The 18,415-nt window shown below is 70.7% G+C and carries 13 protein-coding genes and 2 tRNA genes; 5 read left to right on the top strand and 10 right to left on the bottom strand.

Translation table 11 applies throughout. The features are described from left to right. Positions 1-42: 42 nt before the first annotated feature. Positions 43-1,053: an NAD(P)H-dependent glycerol-3-phosphate dehydrogenase gene (locus G6R25_RS00625; RefSeq protein WP_163551239.1), complete on the bottom strand. Its 1,011-nt coding sequence runs from the start codon at positions 1,051-1,053 to the stop codon at positions 43-45. A gap of 527 nt (positions 1,054-1,580) precedes the next feature. Here G6R25_RS00625 and cofC point away from each other — a divergent pair. After that, positions 1,581-2,333, top strand: a complete 753-nt coding sequence (gene cofC / locus G6R25_RS00620) for a 2-phospho-L-lactate guanylyltransferase (RefSeq protein WP_163551238.1) — start codon at positions 1,581-1,583, stop codon at positions 2,331-2,333. A 49-nt stretch (positions 2,334-2,382) separates the two neighbouring features. Here cofC and G6R25_RS25885 read toward each other — a convergent pair whose 3' ends face one another. Together G6R25_RS25885 and G6R25_RS25880 are read right to left on the bottom strand one after the other, a co-directional pair. Continuing rightward, complete coding sequence (locus tag G6R25_RS25885) at positions 2,383-3,648, bottom strand: putative bifunctional diguanylate cyclase/phosphodiesterase (RefSeq protein ID WP_235947032.1); 1,266 nt, start codon at positions 3,646-3,648, stop codon at positions 2,383-2,385. A gap of 650 nt (positions 3,649-4,298) precedes the next feature. Next, positions 4,299-4,802 (bottom strand): hypothetical protein, encoded by a 504-nt coding sequence (locus G6R25_RS25880; protein ID WP_235947029.1) that lies wholly within the window; start codon positions 4,800-4,802, stop codon positions 4,299-4,301. Positions 4,803-5,456: 654 nt separating this feature from the next. On the opposite strand from G6R25_RS25880, the gene G6R25_RS00610 reads away from it, so the two are divergent. Continuing rightward, positions 5,457-7,655: an RNA degradosome polyphosphate kinase gene (locus G6R25_RS00610; RefSeq protein WP_163551237.1), complete on the top strand. Its 2,199-nt coding sequence runs from the start codon at positions 5,457-5,459 to the stop codon at positions 7,653-7,655. A gap of 21 nt (positions 7,656-7,676) precedes the next feature. Here the strand turns inward: G6R25_RS00610 and G6R25_RS00605 are convergent, their stop codons facing one another. The 3 genes from G6R25_RS00605 to leuC form a co-directional block, all read right to left on the bottom strand. Continuing rightward, complete coding sequence (locus G6R25_RS00605; RefSeq protein WP_136447789.1) at positions 7,677-7,961, bottom strand: HU family DNA-binding protein; 285 nt, start codon at positions 7,959-7,961, stop codon at positions 7,677-7,679. A gap of 523 nt (positions 7,962-8,484) precedes the next feature. Further along, positions 8,485-9,072: a 3-isopropylmalate dehydratase small subunit gene (gene leuD / locus G6R25_RS00600; protein WP_163551236.1), complete on the bottom strand. Its 588-nt coding sequence runs from the start codon at positions 9,070-9,072 to the stop codon at positions 8,485-8,487. A gap of 102 nt (positions 9,073-9,174) precedes the next feature. Beyond that, a complete protein-coding gene (gene leuC / locus G6R25_RS00595) occupies positions 9,175-10,572 on the bottom strand; it encodes a 3-isopropylmalate dehydratase large subunit (RefSeq protein ID WP_163551235.1) in 1,398 nt (465 codons plus the stop codon). Between the two features lie 138 nt (positions 10,573-10,710). Here leuC and G6R25_RS00590 point away from each other — a divergent pair, with 138 nt between their 5' ends. Together G6R25_RS00590 and G6R25_RS00585 are read left to right on the top strand one after the other, a co-directional pair. Next, a complete protein-coding gene (locus tag G6R25_RS00590; protein ID WP_136447786.1) occupies positions 10,711-11,418 on the top strand; it encodes an IclR family transcriptional regulator in 708 nt (235 codons plus the stop codon). Positions 11,419-11,886: 468 nt separating this feature from the next. After that, positions 11,887-13,956 carry a serine/threonine-protein kinase gene (locus G6R25_RS00585; RefSeq protein WP_163551234.1) on the top strand — a complete coding sequence of 690 codons (2,070 nt, stop codon included), beginning with the start codon at positions 11,887-11,889 and terminating at the stop codon, positions 13,954-13,956. Between the two features lie 275 nt (positions 13,957-14,231). On the opposite strand, the gene G6R25_RS00580 is transcribed toward G6R25_RS00585, so the two are convergent. The 4 genes from G6R25_RS00580 to G6R25_RS00565 form a co-directional block, all read right to left on the bottom strand. Beyond that, complete coding sequence (locus G6R25_RS00580; RefSeq protein ID WP_235947027.1) at positions 14,232-15,707, bottom strand: sensor histidine kinase; 1,476 nt, start codon at positions 15,705-15,707, stop codon at positions 14,232-14,234. 727 nt (positions 15,708-16,434) lie between these two features. After that, positions 16,435-16,507: transfer RNA gene (locus tag G6R25_RS00575), tRNA-Glu, on the bottom strand. Positions 16,508-16,601: 94 nt separating this feature from the next. Next, positions 16,602-16,673, bottom strand: a tRNA-Gln gene (locus G6R25_RS00570). Positions 16,674-17,010: 337 nt separating this feature from the next. Further along, positions 17,011-17,790: a fumarylacetoacetate hydrolase family protein gene (locus G6R25_RS00565; RefSeq protein WP_163551233.1), complete on the bottom strand. Its 780-nt coding sequence runs from the start codon at positions 17,788-17,790 to the stop codon at positions 17,011-17,013. 230 nt (positions 17,791-18,020) lie between these two features. Between G6R25_RS00565 and G6R25_RS00560 the strand changes: the two genes are divergently transcribed. Further along, positions 18,021-18,284 carry a hypothetical protein gene (locus G6R25_RS00560; protein ID WP_136447802.1) on the top strand — a complete coding sequence of 88 codons (264 nt, stop codon included), beginning with the start codon at positions 18,021-18,023 and terminating at the stop codon, positions 18,282-18,284. Positions 18,285-18,415 lie beyond the last annotated feature (131 nt).

The following is an 18,415-nucleotide window of genomic DNA, read 5'->3' as shown; positions in this document are numbered from 1 at the left end:
GGCCGGCTACATCTGATTCGATCTGGGGATGTCTGACCGGCGTCACCGATGAGTTCGGTACTCCGGCCCCGGCTCCCGGCTCATCAGATCCTTGACCGCCTCCAGCGGCGGCAGACCCTCGTAAAGCACCCGCTCGACCTGTTGCGTGATGGGCATCGAGACGCCGAGCTGATCGGCCATGGTCAGCAACGGTCGGCAGGACCGCACCCCCTCCGCGACCTGCCGCTGCTCCGCCTCCACCTGCGCCAGGCTGAGCCCACGCCCCAGTTTTTCGCCGAAGGTACGGTTACGCGACAGCGGCGAGCCACAGGTCGCCACGAGATCACCGAGCCCCGCCAGGCCGGCGAAGGTCATCGGTTCCGCGCCCAGCGCGATGCCGAGCCGCGACGTCTCGGCGAGACCTCGGGTGATCAGGGATGCGAGGCTGTTGGTGCCGAAACCCATTCCCTCGAGCATTCCGGCGGCAAGGGCGATCACGTTCTTCACCGCCCCACCGAGCTCGCATCCGATCACATCATGATTCGTGTAGGGCCGGAAGTAGGGGGTCCAGCAGGCAGTCTGGACGATCTCCGCCGTCCGGGTCGAGGTGCTGGCGACGACGGTCGCCGCCGGATGTTCCGCGGCGATCTCATGTGCCAGGTTCGGGCCGCTGACGACGGCGATCCGGTCCGGCGTCACTCCGGCGACCTCCGCGATGACCTGGCTCATCCGCAGCCGGCTGCCCGCCTCGACCCCCTTCATCAGGCTCACGTAGATCGCGTCGGACGCGATCCGTGACACCCAGCGGACGAGCACCGAGCGCAACGCCTGCGAGGGCACGGCCAGCACCACGAGCTCAGCGCCCGCCAGCGCGCCGCCCGGATCGGCCGTCGCCCGGATCCGGTCGGGGAGCTGGACCGCGGGCAGATATCGCGGGTTGACATGCCGACGGTTGATCGAGCGGATGACCTGCGGATCCCGGGCGACGAGGTCGACCTGAGCGCCCGCGTCCGCTAGGACCTTCGCGAAGACGGTCCCCCACGACCCGGCGGTCAGTACCGCCACCCGCCTCACCTCCTACTCCCAGGAGCAGTGCGGCGACCGCCCGCGGTCGCACCGTTGCAAGCCCCGGGCGGCTGTGCCGGGACCGGGGCCGTGACCCCGCTCACGGCGTCCTCGGACCGGTCGTTGTTGGGATCGGCGGTAATGGTTCCCTCCGGTGGGTCACGGGACCGGCGTCTACGCCCGGTGCTGCGAGCACCCCGACGCTGCGCGATGGCGTACCCACCGCGTCCTCACACTCGACCGTAGACGCCGCTCTGGCGGGCATCACGCAGGATGCGCCGCTCACCAACGACGTTGCCGCCCACCAGGGACGTTGCCACGGCTCCATCGACGTGAGACCATGCTCGGCGAAGGGCCGCGCTCGCCGCCCGCACGATCAACACAGGCAGCGACTGGAGGCGAACACTGGAGATACGCCTACGGACGACGCTCACCCCACGGTCAAGGCGTGACGGCGGCCGACTCGCCGGCGTCGCGTCCACGTCATCGTCGATCATCGCCTGGTTCGCGCCCGCCGCCACGCCACCCCATGGCCTATGGTCACCTTCGTGTGGCTCCCACAAGGCGGGGCGTCCTGGACGGTCCTTCTGCCGTTGAAGAACCTGGCGCGGGCGAAGAGCCGGCTGGACCGGCCGGATCGAAGCCTGCTGGCGCTCGCAATGGCCATCGACACGGTGACGGCCGTGCTCGCCTCCGCAACCGACCTCGTCGGCGCCGTGGTGATCGTGACAAATGATCAAACGTTCCGCCGGACGCTGTCGCGGCTGCGCGACCAGGATGACCTCAGCGCTGGAGACGGCGCGGGTCCGTCACCGGCCCCCGCGCTGCCGCCCCAGATGCGCGCCCGCCTCGTCGTCGTTCCGGATGCCCCCGACCAGGGCCTCAATCCGGCGCTGGCGCACGGCGCGCAGCTTGCGGCCGGCCGCTGGCCCGGGCATCCGCTGGCGGCGCTGTCCGGGGATCTGCCGGCGTTGCGGACCACGGAGCTGCACCAGGCCCTGGCTGCAGCTGGTAACCACCGTCGCGCGGTCCTCGCCGACGCCACCGGCACGGGCACCGTGTTGCTCACCGCCACGACCGGAGCGCCGCTGGGGCCGTCGTTCGGACCGCACAGCCACGTCGCGCACCGCCGCTCAGGGGCCGTGGACCTGACCGACGCCCTCGGATCCTCGGTACCCGGGCTACGACGCGACGTCGACACCGTCGACGATCTCGCGCAGGCGCGCGACCTGGGGGTTGGCGGAGCAACGGCGGCGGCTCTTCTGGTCGGCCGGGCGGCGGTGCCCTGACTCGGCCCCGGCGGGAGTCGGGTCGGGGCACCGCCTCGGAACAGAGTCGTCAGGCGGCAGGGTCCGCCCCTCGGGCCGGCTCGGCAGCCGGTAGCCGGCCACCGCAGGCGGCCCACGGCCGCGTCGGTGCGAGGGGCAGCGGAGCCGGCCGCGCGAACAGGTAGCCCTGGCCCAGCTCGCAGCCAAGCTCCTCCAGTTCGGCGACCTGACCTTCGCGCTCGATGCCTTCCGCGACGACGACGGCGCCGAGGGCATGCACCAAGGTGATCATCGGGTGACGCATCGCCGTCACCCGACCCCCGTCCTGCGGCGGTTCAAGCAGAGTCCGATCCAGCTTGACGACGTCCACCGGTAGCAGGTGCATCGCGGCAAGCGTGCTGTTACCTGCACCGACATCGTCGAGGGCGACGGCGACGCCCAGCGCCCGTACCTCGTCGAGGACCTCGCGCGCACCATGCAGGTCGTCGATCCGGCTCGTCTCGGTGATCTCGACGACCAGCCGGCGGGGATCGAAACGGCTCGCGGCGAGCGCGCGGGCGACGCTGTCGAGCAGGGTCATGTCGGTGACCCTGCTGGCGGAGACGTTCACGTGCAGGCGAAGCGCGGAGTCCGGGTAGGCCACCGCGATCTCCGCGCAGGCCTGGGTGAGAATCATGTCGTCCAGCGCGCCGACGATGCCGCCGCTCTCCGCGGCCGCGACGAACGTGCCGGGCGGCACCGGTCCGCGGCCGGGCGCCGTCCAGCGGGCCAGCGCCTCCAGCGCGGCCGGGAGGCGGTCACGCAGACGCACGATGGGCTGGTAGTGGACGTCGAACCCGGCCGATCGGCCGCCCCGGCGCAGCGCGGTGGCCAGCGCGTCAGCCAGATGAGTGCCGGCGACGAGGTGGGCGCCGGGAGCGGAGCCCAATCCTGGCCGGTAGACGACCAGACGGTTCTTACCCGTCCGCTTCGCCGCGTGCACGGCGGTGTCGGCCCGTCGTAGCAGGACCTCCGTCGTCTCCTGGGTACGACCGGCCACGACCAGGCCACCACTGCCCCGCACGGGCCAGTGGTGGCCGTCCACCGACACGGGTTGACGCAGGGCCGCGAGCACGCGTTCGGCGAACGTCTCGGGCAGCTCCCGCCCGCCGTCAAGCAGTACGGCGAACTCGTCGGAGCCCAACCGGGCGACGGTGTCCGAGGCACGCACGCAGTGCCGCAGGCGCTGGCCGACGGCGCGCAGCAGATGGTCCCCGGCGGCGTAGCCGAGGCTGTCGTTGATGATGCGGAAGTCGTCGAGGTCGCAGTACAGGACGGCGACGTCCCCGACCGTCATGGCGGCTGGCGGCGAGGGCGTCGGTGAGACGCTCGTGGAACAGCGTGCGGTTCGCGAGCTCGGTGAGCCGATCGTGCGAGGTCCAGTGCCGCACTTCGCGCTCGGCGTGCCCAATCTGCGCGACCAGTCGCTGGCTCACCCGCAGGGTGACCATCTGCCGGACGAGGACCGCGGCGACCAGGGCCGACCCGACCACGATCTCGACCGGGTCGAGCACAACGCCGGTCCGTGATCGGCCGAGCATCAACCCGACGATGCCGGCGGCGGGAACGTAGGGCACCGCCAGCAGGAGCCAGCCGACGAGGTCGCCACGCGGCATTTCCCGGGCCGTCCCACCCCCGTCGCCCGCCCAGCCCACACGCCAAGCCGCAAGAGCGATGAGCAAGGCGCCCACCACCGCCCCCAGACCTGCCAACGAGCTACTCAGCCGGCCGGCATCGCCGCCGACCTGTGCGCACCAGACGCCGACGACTGCCAGGAAGACCAGGCCGATCCCGGCGGTGGCGACGGCCGGCAGGTCCACCGGCTGACGGAAGCCCGTGACGTGCAGGACCGCGAGCGCCAGTACGAGGACCACGATCGGGTGCGCCACCGCCACCAGGTGCCGCACCGCCCCGACGGCGCTCTCGCCCCCGGCGGTGTCCGCGGTTTCAGCCTCGCCGAGGCCGGCCAGGAGCCCCGACCAGGTGAGCAGGAACAGCGAGCCGCCGAGAATGATCTCGTCGAGGGCGGTGGCAGGTCGCCCGGCGAACCGCAGGCCGTGAGCGAGGCGACTCAGTCGCGCCCCCACCGGCCAGCCGGCCCATCCCGCCCAGCTCCCCGGCCGGGGTTGTGGTGGCGCGCAGGGGGGAACGGAGCCGAGAACGCCGCGCCCGGCTCGCCGGTACCGCCGCGAGGGCGGCCAGCGCCAGGACGGGCATGGCGAGTTGCCCGGCATCCGCGAGGTACCCGACGTCCGCGACCATCGGGCGAACGGTGGCGAGCCGGTCCCAGCGGTGCAGCGTCCAGGCCGTCTGCCCTACGGTCCAGGCGGTCAGCGCGGACGACAACCAGATCAGCCAGCGGCCGCGGGCCCGGCCGAGCCGACGTGCGGCCCACGCGCAGCTCAGCGTCGCGGCCAGGCCGGCAGCGATTGCGATGGCGTAGAGAAGCATTCCCCGTCCCGCCCTCCTCCCCCGTGCGCCGGCCGCCCGAGACAAAAGGATCACCATAGAGCGACGGAAACGGCCGGACGAATCACCAAAAGTGATCGACGGGCGCGTTAGCACCCATCGTCAACGTAGAGCGTGATCGCCCTATCACAAAGAGTATGGATATGCCTCGCGTGCCGCGCGGTCTTCTCGGGCGTCCGCCGCGTCGACGGTCACCTGCTGCCTGGCGGTCAGAGTCCCCCGCCCCGGCGTACCGGCCGGAGGTCGGCGCCACCTCGGAGTAGTCCCCGACGGGGTCGAGCAAGTCCGACTTGCTCGCCGACGACCTCTCCGCCGTGGCCCGCCGAGCGCTGTGATATCAGACACGCCGTGCGTGCTTGATCGAGGAATAGCCGCGACGACCGGCTCCGCCGAGAAGGACCTCCGGACGGCCGATGTTTCCATCACACTGCCGCTCGTCGCCTTCGACTGTTTCCGTACGGTTAACTACCGGCCCCGGGACTCGGCGCGCGGCAACCGGCCGGCTACCGAATCATTACAACGGGCACGGATCACATCTTTGGCTCGCCGCAACGCCGCCGATCCGTCATCGGATGGCCGAATCCGGACATCGTCCCGCGCTGCCGAGTTCATCGCCGGCTGGCACCATCTACAAGCATGAGCGAGCTGGTGGCGACCCGTACCGAACGGCCTCAGCGCAAGGCCCGCAGCGGCCTGCTCGAACCCCTGGAGGCGCCCCGCCCGCCGGCGCCGTCCGATCTGCCGGCCGATCGGTTCATCAACCGCGAGACGTCCTGGCTCGACTTCAATGCTCGAGTACTGGCGCTCGCGGAGGACGTCGCCACGCCGTTGCTGGAACGGGCCAAGTTCCTGGCGATCTTTGCCAGCAACCTCGACGAATTCTACATGGTCCGGGTCGCCGGCCTGATGCGGCGCGAGGCCACCGGCCTCGCGGTCCGCTCGGCGGACGGCCTGAGCGCCCGGGAACAGCTCGATCTCGTCAGCCGGGCCGCCGCCCAGCTGACGGAGCGGCACTCGCGGTGCTTCACCGCCGAGGTGGTGCCGTCCCTGGCGCACGCGGGGATCAGCATCCGATCCTGGTCCCAGCTCAGCGAGACCCAGCAGGAACAGCTACACCGCTACTTCCACCAGCAGATCTTCCCGGTGCTCACGCCGCTCGCGGTTGACCCGGCGCACCCGTTCCCCTACATCAGCGGCCTCTCACTCAACCTTGCCGTGCATGTCCGCGATCCTGGCGGGCAAGCCGACCGCTTTGCCCGCGTGAAGGTGCCGCAGAACGTCCCGCGGCTGGTCCCCGTCGAGGTGGATCCGTCCGTCGACTTTCCCGTGGCCGGGCCGACGCCACCGGAGAGCGCCTGCTTCGTGCCACTCGAAGAGGTGATCGCCGCGCACCTCGACCAGCTCTTCCCCGGCATGGAAGTGATCGACTCCCACCGGTTCCGGGTCACCCGCAACGCCGATCTCGAGGTCGAGGAGGACGAGGCGGAGGATCTGCTGCAGGCCCTCGAACGAGAACTGGCCCGCCGACGCTTCGGTCCCGCCGTCCGGCTGGAGGTCGACGAGGACATCGACTCCAACCTGCTCGCCCTGCTCGTGCGCGAGCTCGAGGTCACCGAGCGGGAGGTGCACCGGGTCGCCGGGATGCTCGACCTGTCGGCCTTGTGGGCCCTGTACGACCTCGACCGGCCGGAGCTGAAGGACGCACCGCGGGTTCCGATCACTCATCCCCGGCTCCTCACCGCGGGGGGGGAGACGCCCGACTTTTTCAGTGTGTTGCGTGAGGGTGACGTCCTCGTCCACCATCCGTACGACTCGTTCACGACGTCCGTGCAGCGGTTCATCGAACAGGCCGCCGCCGATCCGCAGGTTCTCGCCATCAAGCAGACGCTCTACCGCACGTCCGGCGACTCCCCGATCGTGGACGCTCTCGTCTCGGCGGCCGAGGCGGGCAAGCAGGTCGTCGTGCTGGTCGAGATCAAGGCGCGGTTCGACGAGAGCGCCAACATCCGCTGGGCGCGCGAGCTGGAGCGTGCCGGTTGCCACGTCGTCTACGGCCTGATCGGGTTGAAGACCCACTGCAAGACCTGCCTCGTCGTGCGCCAGGAACGCGGCGGGCTGCGCCGGTACTGCCATGTGGGCACCGGAAACTACAACCCCAAGACCGCGCGCCTCTACGAGGACCTCGGCCTGCTCACCGCCGATCCGGAGGTGGGCGCCGACCTCACCGACCTGTTCAACGTGCTCACCGGGTACAGCCGACAGACCGAGTACCGCTCGCTGCTGGTCGCCCCGCAGCACATGCGCGACGGGATCCTGCAGCGCATCTCCGCGGAGGCGCGGGCAGCCCAGGAGGGCCGTCCCTGCGGCATCCGCCTCAAGGTCAACAGCCTGGTCGACGAGCAGGTGATCGACGCACTCTACCGCGCGTCGATGGTGGGCGTTCCCGTGCACTGCCTGGTGCGGGGCATCTGCGCCCTGCGCCCCGGCGTGCCGGGCCTGTCGGAGACGGTGCACGTCCGGTCGATCCTCGGCCGTTTCCTCGAGCACAGCCGGATCCTGGAGTTCGCATCCGCGGACGAGTTCTGGATCGGCAGCGCCGACATGATGCATCGCAACCTGGACCGGCGGATCGAGGCACTCGTCCGGGTGCCGCATCCGGAGCGCCGCGACACCGTGCGCCGCATCCTGGATCACGCGTTCTCCGACGAGGTGTCCGGATGGGTGTTGCAGTCCGACGGTCGGTGGGAACGGCAGACCACCGGAGCGGACGACGTCCGGCTGTCGGACTACCAACACGATCTCATGGCCGAGGCCATGCGGCGCGGGCACCGGTGAGCCCGGCGCCCGCACCGCGGATCAGTCGCCGCTCGCCGAGACGCTCGACTTGAACTCGGAGCCGGGCCGGAACTTCGGCACCACCGAGGCTGCGACGTGCACGGGCTCGCCCGTAGCCGGGTTGCGCCCGGTGCGGGCGGCCCGCTCGACCCGCTCGAACACGCCGAAGCCGGTGATGGTCACCTTCTCGCCGCCGGCGACGGCCTCCTGAATTGCGTCGAACACGGCGTCGACGGCTTTGGTGGCATTCGACCGTCCGCCCTCGATCTGCTGGGCGATGCGGTCAACCAACTGGGACTTGTTCACAACAACCTCCGGACGCCCCCCGCAGGCGCGGGGTGGGGAGCAGATCGGGCATCACACTGCGCTGCACCGTAGGCATCTCCACTGTCGAGGGCAATTCCCACGACCGTGTCGCGTCACACAAACCCGTACGTCAACAGGTTCGCGCCAGTGGGCGACGGGATGCGTGCTGTACCGCCGACGCGAACCATCCGGTAGATTCATCACGTTGAGTAGCGAGAGATGCCCGCTTCTTTGGGCTCAATGTCACGCTTTGGTAGCCGGCCGCCTCCGCCACCACGCGCCCAGCTCTGCTACGTAATCAAGCAAACGCCACAGGCGATGATCGATCGGGAGTAGCCGCTCGGTCATCGACCGACCACTCAACCCGATCCGCCCCCACATCGACCTCGATGTGATTTTCACCATACCTCGATCGAGGGCTGGCCGGCAGGGCCGCATCGACTGTGCCGCAGCCCTCTGCCGGCCTGGACGCCGATCGCGTCCGGGGCCGGTCGCCGGTGGCGCGATCGCCCGCCGAGCGGGGCTAGGCCACCGAGGGCAGCCAGGCCGCTCGGGTCGCCTCGAATTCGGTGATCAGTTCCTCGTTTCGCAGGGTCAGACCGACATCGTCGAGGCCCTCCAACAGCCGCCAGCGAGTGAAGTCGTCGAGTTCGAACGAGGCGACCAGCCCGGCTCCCCGCACCTCGCGGGCGACCAGGTCGACGGTGATCTCGATGGTCGGATCCTGCTCCGCGGCGGCCTGCAGGGTCTCGACCGTCTCCGCCGGCAGCTCTACCGGCAGCAGCCCGTTGCCGAGCGCGTTGCCCCGGAAGATGTCGGCGAACCGGGGCGAGATCACCGCCCGGAAGCCGTAGTCCTGCAACGCCCACACGGCGTGCTCGCGCGACGAGCCGGTACCGAAGTCGGGGCCCGCGACCAGAATCGATGCACCGTCATAGGCCGGGTTGTTGAGCACGAAGCCCTCGTCGGCCCGCCATTCGGAGAACAGGCCGGCGCCGAACCCGGTGCGCTCGATGCGCTTGAGCCACTCGCTCGGGATGATCTGGTCGGTGTCGACGTCGCTGCGCCGCAGCGGCACGGCCCGACCGGTGTGAATCGTGAACGCCTCCATCGCCGGAAACGCTCCTCTCTGAACGAAGTCGTGATCAGGATGGCGGTCGCGGCCGCGCAGCTCCCGGCGAGTTGACGGGAGCGGCGACCGCCCCGGCGCGGCCTACAGCTGCGCCGGGGCGGTGAGCCGGCCGGTGACCGCGGTGGCCGCGGCGACCGCCGGAGAGACGAGGTGGGTCCGCCCGCCCGGTCCCTGGCGCCCCTCGAAGTTCCGGTTCGAGGTGGAGGCGCTGCGCTCCCCCGGACTCAGCGTGTCCGGGTTCATCCCGAGGCACATCGAGCAGCCGGCGCTACGCCACTGCGCTCCGGCGGCCCGGAAGAGCTCGTCCAGCCCCTCCGCCTCGGCCGCCGCCTTGACCTGCATCGACCCGGGAACGACCAAGGCCCGCACGCCGTCGGCCACCTGCCGGCCCCGCAGCACCTCGGCCGCGGCGCGCAGGTCGCTGAGCCGGCCGTTGGTGCAGGAGCCGATGAACACCGTGTCGACGGCGACCTCGGACAGCGGCGTGCCTGCGGTGAGACCCATGTAGGTCAGCACACGCTCGACGGAGGCCCGCGCGGCCGGGTCGGTGTAGTCGGCGGGCGCGGGGATTCGCGAGCTGAGCGGCGCCGCCTGGCCCGGGTTGGTCCCCCAGGTCACGTACGGGGAGAGGCTCGCGGCATCGATGACGACCTCCCGGTCGTAGCCGGCGTCGTCGTCCGAGGCCAGCGTCCGCCAGTAGGCCACGGCCTCGTCCCAGGCCGGCCCGGTGGCGGCGTGCGCCCGGCCGGCGAGGTAGTCGAACGTGGTGTCATCGGGAGCGATCATTCCAGCGCGGGCCCCGGCCTCGATGGACATGTTGCAGACGGTCATCCGGCCCTCCATCGACAGGCCCCGGACTGCCGCGCCGCGGTACTCGATGACGTGCCCGGCGCCGCCGCCGGTGCCTATCCTGGCGATGATCGCCAAGATGAGGTCCTTCGCGGTGACGCCGGCCGGCAGGTCACCCTCGACCGTGACCGTCATCGTCTTCGGGCGGCCCTGCGGCAGCGTCTGGGTCGCGAGTACATGCTCGACCTGGCTGGTGCCGATGCCGAACGCCAGCGCCCCGAACGCGCCATGGGTGGAGGTGTGGCTGTCGCCGCACACGATCGTCATGCCCGGCTGGGACAGCCCGAGCTGCGGGCCCACGACGTGAACGATGCCCTGCCCGGGATCGTTCATCGGATACAGCCGCACCCCGAACTCGGCGCAGTTCTTGCGCAGCGCCTCGACCTGCGCGGCGGAGATCGGATCCGCGATCGGCGCCAGGGTGTTCGTGGTCGGCACGTTGTGGTCCTCGGTGGCGACCGTCAGGTCGGGACGACGCACCGGCCGGCCGGCCAGCCGCAGTGCCTCGAACGCCTGCGGCGAGGTGACCTCGTGCACGAGGTGCAGATCGATGTACAGCAGATCCGGTTCGCCCTCGGCGCGCCGCACCACGTGGGCGTCCCAGACCTTCTCCGCGAGTGTGCGCCCCATGGCCACTTCCCTCCCTGTGGCGGGCAAGCTGCCCGCGCGGTCGTCCGACCGTTCCTGCGATCCGGGTTGTTCCGCAAGTCGGTATCACGCCAATTTCCGATCTTGCCATCTTATAATATGGGATGGCAGTATCATTCTATGGAACATCTTAGCGGAGTCGGGGTCCTGGACAAAGCGGCACTCGTCCTGGCCGCCGTGGAACAGGGTCCGGCTTCCCTCGCCGACCTGGTGGCCCGGACCAAGCTCACCCGGGCGACCGCGCACCGGCTCGCCAGCGCGCTCGAGGTTCACCGCCTCGTCGGGCGCGACGGCTCCGGCCGGTTCGTCGCCGGTCCGCGGCTGGCGGCCGGGGTGACCATCCCACTGCCCTGGGACGTTCTCGACCGGGCCGACCGGGTCCTGACCGACCTGCGTGACGTCACCGGGGAGAGCACCCAGCTCTACGTGAGGCGCGGGGCTCTGCGACTGTGCGTAGCAGCCTCCGAGCGGGCGAGGGGCCTGCGGGACACGGTCCCGGTCGGCGCGGCGCTGCCGATGACGGCGGGATCCGGGGCGCAGGTCCTGCTCGCGTTCGCGGATCACCCCGAGGACGACCTGCTCGCCGCCGCGCCGTTCGACGGCGGGACACTCGCCCTGGTGCGCAAGCGGGGCTGGGCCGAGAGCGTCGGCGAACGGGAGACCGGCCTGGCCTCGGTGTCCGCCCCCGTCCGCGGCGAATCCGGGACGGTGATCGCGGCGGTGTCGCTGTCCGGCCCGCTGGAGCGGCTGACCCGGTCTCCGGGGCGCCGGCACGGAACGGCCGTGCTCGCCGCGGCAGCGCGGCTGTCGACATCGGTCGGCGACTGAAGGATCCACTCGCTGCCAACTCGGGGCCACTGGAGATCGGCCGACTTGCCGACCAAGCCGAGTTTCCCGGGCGGCCGACGGTGACCACGCGGACACGTTTTCCCCACTTTTCCAGGCTTTCTGGACATTGGAAGTGTCCCGATCGGGCCCCACAACTAAACGGAACGCGGACTACGCCTGCTGGGCTCGATGAGACGTCCCCGCGGCGGCGGGTCTCCCCCGCCGCAGGGAGTGGCTTTCCGACGTCGTAGCCTGTTCGAGTCGTCCGTCTCGGATGATCGGAGAAGTAGACCGGCTGGCCCAATGGGGTCATTGCCATCCAGCGAGCAAGCGATATAAGTCGCCCGCGCACTGGGGGCGCCCGTCCGGAGGACTCTTCGGGTTCCGCGTGGCCGGGCGATCGTCGCCTGCGGCGGTGCCGCCGTAGGTTCGGCCGCCTCGTGCGGCGCCAAGGAGGGACAGGGCGCGGTGCGCAAACTGGGTTCGCGGTACGTGCTGCACGAGCTGCTCGGGCAGGGTACGACCGGCCAGGTCTGGAGAGGTGTCCGGGTCCAGGACGACGCCGCGGTGGCCATCAAGGTGCTGCGTCGCGAGCTCGCCGATGATCCGGAGATCGTCGACCGGTTTCTGCGGGAATGGGACCTGCTCGTCGAGCTCGACAGCCCGGGCCTGGTCGCGGTCCGCGACCTCGTCAACGAGCCCGGCGCACTGGCCATCGTGATGGATCTCGTCGAGGGCCCCGATCTGCGGGCGCATCTGCGGGAATTCGGCCCGCGGCCCGCTCAGGAGGCGGTCCGGCTCGCGATCGGCACCTTGTGGGCCCTCGACAGCGTGCACGCCGCCGGGATCGTTCACCGGGACGTCAAGCCCGAGAACATTCTCATCGACACCTCTGTGCCCGACCGCCCGATCGTCCGACTCACCGACTTCGGCATCGCCCGTGTGATCAGCACGCCGTCCCGAGTCAGCGCGACCGGGCCGATCGGCACCCCCCTCTACATGGCGCCCGAGCTCGGCACCGGTGCCCCCCCGACCCCGGCAGCCGACGTCTACTCGGCGGGGGTGGTGCTCTACGAGCTCCTCGCCGGATCGCCGCCGTTCGACTCGACGAATCCCGCGGATCTGCTGCGGGCGCATCGGGAGGACGACCCACAGCCGATCGCCGGAGTGCCCGCACCGGTGTGGGACGTGCTCGCCGGCATGCTCGCCAAATCCCCAAGGCAGCGGCCGGCAAGCGCCGCCGACGCCGCCGACGACCTCAGCGACGCGCTCGAGGCAAGCCTGCGCGGTGCCGCGCCGATCCCGGGGCATGTCCAGGCCGCCGACGAGTCCGCGCCAACCGGCGCCCGACGGGCGGCCCGGTCTGCGGCGGGCGTCGGGGCGGCCGCGGCCGCGGGCGCCAGTGGCTGGAACGATCTCGAGCACACCCAGATCGCGGGCAGTCTGACCGCAGCCGCGACGAAGGTCAACGGCCGCAACGGCAGCGATCCCGAGCACACCCGCATCGCCCCGATGACCGCCGCCCAGAACGGCGCCCGCGGCGGATGGGACAGCGACGCGCCGACCGGGATGAGCCCCGCGGTACGCGTCCCCGCCCGCTCCGGCGGACCGGCCGCCGACACGAACACGGTCATGTCGGCAATTCCGGCCGGCAAGCAGCCCGGCGCGGCCGGCGGTAGCGCCGGAGGCGGGTCGCGCGCGGCGCTCGACCGGCGTCGACGCGGCCGGATCGCGGCCGGTGCCGGACTCGTCGTCGCCCTCGTCGCCGGAGCCGGCGGCTGGGCTCTCGCCTCCGGCGGGAACGCCGGCTCGGCGCTGTCCGCCGACCGCGCCGTGGAAGCCTCAGCGGATCCGAGCGCGGACAGCTCGGCCGCCGGCGTCCCGGGGTCCGCTGCGCCCGGCGTGGCCGTCGGCGTCAACGCGAGCCCGGGTGCTCCCGGGGCACCCGCAGTCCGGCCCGGGGCAAAAAACTCCCCCTCGCCCGGCACTAGCCCGGCGCCCGGCGCCTCCGCCGCCCAGACGACGCCGCCGACCGGCCCGACCGCTGGCAGCAGCCCGTCGCCGACCGACGATGGCACGGCGACCGTCCCCAACACCGAGGGGTCGCCGTTGAACACGGCGAAGAACACGCTGCGGTCGGCCGGTTTCGCGAACACCAGCGAGTCGTACGACTGCTTCGACAGCGGCGCTGTTGACGCGGTCGTGAAACAGTCCCCGAAGAACGGCAAGATCGCGAAGACGACGACGATCAGCCTGCAGGCCCAGGGCAACGACTGCCGTGAGGTCCCCAACGTCACCGGACTGACGGAATCAGCCGCGAAGTCCAAGCTCAGCAGCGCTGGTTTCCCGTGGGTGAACGGCTCCTGCCCCACGGGCTACACCAGCAAGGTGCTGTCCTACACGCCCAACAGTGGACGGCATCCGAGCAACTCGACGACGGTCACGCTCAGCCTGAGCTGCAAGGCTCCCGCGCCCACTCCCGCGCCGGCCCCAGCCCCGACGGCGGCGACGAGCGCGGCCCCGACGAAGAAGGCCTGACCGTCTGGCCACGCTCGGCCGGCCGGCGCTGCGGAGACGCCAGGAGCCAAGCCATCAAACGCACTGGCTGGTGCCCATATGGGCAGTTCCTGCGCCTGAACTCCATTCCGCCCAGGCACCGCCCAAAGCCGCGGGCTGCGCCTCCGCGTCGAGCCGTGGGCTGCACCGGCGCCCGGGGAATCGGCCTGGCTCCAGCCTGATCTGGTCGGCTGGAGCCGATCGCGCACCTCAGGGCCGGGGTTTTCGCCGGGCGAAACTTCAGCCGGACGGCAGGCTCAGCCGAGCTTGTCCATGGGCAGCGATCGAATGTCGTTGCAGGCCAGCGGACCGCTGGCGAGCCGCGGCATACGCGGTTCCTCGTCGTCCGTTCGGATGCTGCGGGGCAGCGGCATGGGCACCGGCAGCGCCGCCTCCGGCTCGGGCGCAAGGGCCGCGTGGGCGGTAGCCGCCCACAGGTCGACCTCGACGATGATCTCGCCGTTCTCTGACGACATCCGTAGCCGTCCGCCATGCACCTCGACGAGCCGCCGGACGACGTAGAGACCCATTCCCGCGCCATCCGTCGGCCGGGTCGCGGTGCCATCTCGCTGCGTGAAGGGCTCGAACAGCTGGCGGATCGTGCCGGGATCAAGGTCGGGCCCGGGGTTGCGGACGCGGAGCACGACCTCGTCGCCGACCCGGCCCGCGATCAGCCGCACGGGCGCGCCCGGCCAGGAGTGCACCAGGGCGTTGTCGACCAGGTTCGCCACCACCTGGATGAGGGCCTGCCGCGCCATCCGCACGGGCAGTTCGGGCGGCAGGTCCACCGTGATGCTGCTGGGCGAGCTCGTGTACGACAGGTTGGCGATCACGTGCCGGACGACCTCGGGCAGGTCGGCGATGGTCGTCTCGTCCGTGCCGGTGGCCGTGGCGGCCGTCAGCATGTTCTCCAGCAGCCGGGAGAGCCGGTCGGAGTAGTTGACCGCAGCGTCGAGCAGATCGTCGAGCTGGGCGTCGGAGAGCCGGCTGCGGCGCCGCTTGATGGTGAGCAAGTTTCCTCGGATTCCGGTCAGCGGCGTGCGGAACTCGTGCGAAACGGTGGCGACGAGGTCGCTGCGGATGCGGTCGGTCTCCTCCAGCCGGGCCATCAGGCTCTGCTGACCCTCGTACAGCTGCTGGCGGTAATGCTCCACCCGCCGGCGGGACTGCTCGTTGTAGTGCCAGAAGACCATCTGCGCGCAGGCGAGCGCGAAGATGAACCCCGCGTGCAGACCGGCCAGCAGCCAGGCGTTGTCCAGCACCGCGCCGACGCTGACGATGTCTCCCATCACCAGGTTCGCGACGAACACGAACGCGAGGGCCAGCAGGTAGACCGTCCACTCCTCATACAGCGCGATCAGCGCCACGACCACGAAGAAGTGGAAGTACATCGGGGTGAGGCCGTCGGACAGGTGCACGAGCACGACCGAGCAGCACAGCAGGCCGAGGCTCGCGGCCAGGGCGCGGACCCGGCGCAGGCCGGGCACGACCGCGGCGGCGAACAGCAAGGCAGGCGGGCTCGCCGCCAGGAACCCGTGCGCGAGGCTCAGGTCCTGCCAGATCGCATAGCCGATGATGATCGGCAGGTGCATCGCGAGCACCAGACACATGAGGGTGTGCCGGGCCGTCCAATCCTCGATCGGCAGACCACGGCCCTGTGGGAGCAGCGCGGTGAGGCGACTGGCCATTCCCGGCGCCGATCCGCCGCCCTCCGTCTCCGTCTCCGTCGCCACGGCTGAACGGAGCCGTCCGGCGCGGCGCGCGGCGCGCGGCGCGTCCCGCGTGGGCGCTGCCGGGCCGGCGCCGGGCCCGCTCGGGCGTCGATGGACTGACGGTGGACATCCGGGCAAGTTTCTACCGTTCCAGCCTGGGAGCACCATGGTTGTCAAGGGTGGTGTCGCATGGCGACAGTGCCCAGGTTTGACTAGGCCATCCGCACCACTCGGCACCGGGCTCAACGGAGCATGGCGCGAACCTTGGTTGCGCCACCAGGCTGTGGTCCGCGAGGTGGCCCCAGGACGGCCGCCCATGGAGGAGGACACCGTGCCCCCAGTGGCCCTGACAGCCTCGACCGCGTCCGCGATCGTTCCGTCGACCGCGGGACGGTGCGGGCCGTCGACGGCCGGCGCCACTGCCGAGCCCACCGTCCTGACCCACCCGACCCGTCCGCAGCTGCGGACGGGTCGGGTGGGTCAGGACGCCGTGGACGGCCCCGAGGCCGAGGTACACGGCTGGGGCGGTCCCGCCTCCTGCGGCTGCCGGGAGTGCACGATGGCCCGGCACCCGGCCGCCATGTCGCCATGTCGCCATGTCGCCATGTCGCGCCTCACCGTGGTGCGATAGGCCACGCCTGGTCCCTGACATGACGATGGCCCCCGGATCGAAATCCGGGGGCCATCGTGAGCCTTGGATCATGGGCATATCTTTGACCCTCTACGAAGAATGAAGATAAACCCGCTGTAGCCCCGACCGGATTCGAACCGGCGCTACCGCCTTGAGAGGGCGGCGTCCTGGGCCACTAGACGACGGGGCCAAGACTTTACCTATTTCGCGCCGAGGTGCACGTCGTAGTCTACACGATACTGGACCAGTGCGACGATGACGTACACCTCCAGCTTTTGGTGCAGCTGGGGTACCAGGACTCGAACCTAGACTAACGGAGCCAGAATCCGTTGGGCTGCCAATTACCCCATACCCCATGGGGCCCTGCTCGGGCGTTGCCCACTGTACCTCATCGCGTCAGGGTGTCTGTGCTGCGGGGGGCCGACGCACACGCGTCATCTCGCGATGCCGCACCGATCCCGCGCTCTAGCCCCCCAAACCCGACCGCACCACCCAATCCATCGTGCGACCAGCCCGTCGACACGACCAGCCCGTCCGTGCCGCCCCCGCGCGCGGCGCCGGTTGGGGGCGCCGCGCGCGAAGAGCATGAAGCAGCAGCGAAGGACCTCCGTGCGCCCCCAACTACCGCGGGGACGGGTAGGTTGTCCGGCCGGCCGGTTGTCAATGGACCAACGGCGCACCGTCCACCTGGGCTCAGCGGGCCGTCACGGGGTTGGTCAGCGTGCCGATGCCCTCCACGGTCACCGCCACGGTCTGCCCCGGTCGCATCGGCCCCACGCCCGCCGGTGTGCCCGTCAGCAGCACGTCACCGGGCAGCAGAGTCATGGCGGCGGACATGTGGGCGATGAGGGCCGGTACGTCACGCAGCAGCAGCTTCGTGCGGGAATTCTGGCGGAGCTCACCGTCCAGGGTGGTGCGGATCGGGAGATCCGTGGGATCGAGCTCGGTCTCGATCCAGGGACCGATCGGGCAGAACGAGTCGTGCCCCTTGGCCCGCGTCCACTGACCGTCGGTCTGCTGCTGGTCCCGAGCCGTCACATCGTTGGCGCAGGTGTAGCCGAGCACCACGTCGAAGGCCCGCTCCACGGGTACGTCACGGCACAGCCGACCGATGACAACCGCCAGCTCCCCCTCGAAGTCGACCCGGTCGCTGTCCGGCGGGAGCATGATCGGATCGCCCGGACCGGCGATGCTCGTCGACGGCTTGAGGAACAGGATCGGGCGTTCCGGCGGAGCGTCGCCGCCCATCTCCCGGACATGGTCGGCATAGTTCTTGCCGACGCAGAGCACCTTGCTGGGCAGGACCGGAGCGAGCAGCCGGACGTCGCCGAGCGGACGTCGGGCGCCGGTGAAGGAGAAGGGGCCGAAGGGATGCGGGGCGATGACCGAGATCACGGCGGTGCCGTCCTCGATCGCCCCTTCGACGACCCCGAATCCGGGCTCAGAACCATCGGTGAACCTCGCGATACGCACACCCTGACCGTAAATCCGCCGGCTGTCCCGCGGGCGCACCGCGACGCAGCGGTCGCATGTGATCGGGTTCGCCAGAACGCCGGGGTGTGCCAGAGAATCAGCCCAGATTCCGTGACAGGTCCAGACTCCGGGCGGCATCCGTCGCGGCCTGTGCTTCGCCCCTTCGGCGCCCTGCGTCGGCGGCGGTGCGGCCGGCTTCGCCGTGTCCCATCCGGGTTGAAAGGGGAATAGTGAGCGAGATCGATACCACCCCCGTCTACGACGTCGGGGCGCCCGAGCCGAAACCGATCGACGAGGAGCTGAGCGTCAAGCTGGGTCACCTCGCCGAGGACGCGATCCTGCGCGGCAAGCCCAACGGCGACGAGCGGTGCGACAACTGCCTCTACTACCTCGACACCGACAAGGACGTCACCTACTGCTGGCACCCGAAGCTACGGATCCTCGTCGGCGGGGACTGGTGGTGCCAGTGGTGGGAGGAGATTCCGCAGGACTGACCGGGCCGTCCGACGACGCCGCCGGCAAGCCGACCGAACACGGGCCGGCGACGCAGCCGCATCGCGGGCGGGGCCCCCCGGATGCACGGACACCCCCTGAACTGGCCGCTGCGGACCTGTCAGGGGGTGTC

The organism is Candidatus Frankia alpina (assembly GCF_902806485.1).
Taxonomy (GTDB): domain Bacteria; phylum Actinomycetota; class Actinomycetes; order Frankiales; family Frankiaceae; genus Frankia; species Frankia alpina.
The sequence above is the reverse complement of the archived record's forward strand: the minus strand, read 5'-3'. Positions and strand labels throughout refer to the sequence as shown.

Coding starts and splice junctions, on each gene's coding strand:
- leuC (WP_163551235.1), bottom strand. CDS start 10,572: ATGGGGCGCACACTCGCGGAGAAGGTCTGGGACGCCCACGTGGTGCGG.
- G6R25_RS25885 (WP_235947032.1), bottom strand. CDS start 3,648: ATGACGGTCGGGGACGTCGCCGTCCTGTACTGCGACCTCGACGACTTC.
- leuD (WP_163551236.1), bottom strand. CDS start 9,072: ATGGAGGCGTTCACGATTCACACCGGTCGGGCCGTGCCGCTGCGGCGC.
- G6R25_RS25880 (WP_235947029.1), bottom strand. CDS start 4,802: ATGCTTCTCTACGCCATCGCAATCGCTGCCGGCCTGGCCGCGACGCTG.
- G6R25_RS00610 (WP_163551237.1), top strand. CDS start 5,457: ATGAGCGAGCTGGTGGCGACCCGTACCGAACGGCCTCAGCGCAAGGCC.
- G6R25_RS00590 (WP_136447786.1), top strand. CDS start 10,711: ATGGAACATCTTAGCGGAGTCGGGGTCCTGGACAAAGCGGCACTCGTC.
- cofC (WP_163551238.1), top strand. CDS start 1,581: ATGGTCACCTTCGTGTGGCTCCCACAAGGCGGGGCGTCCTGGACGGTC.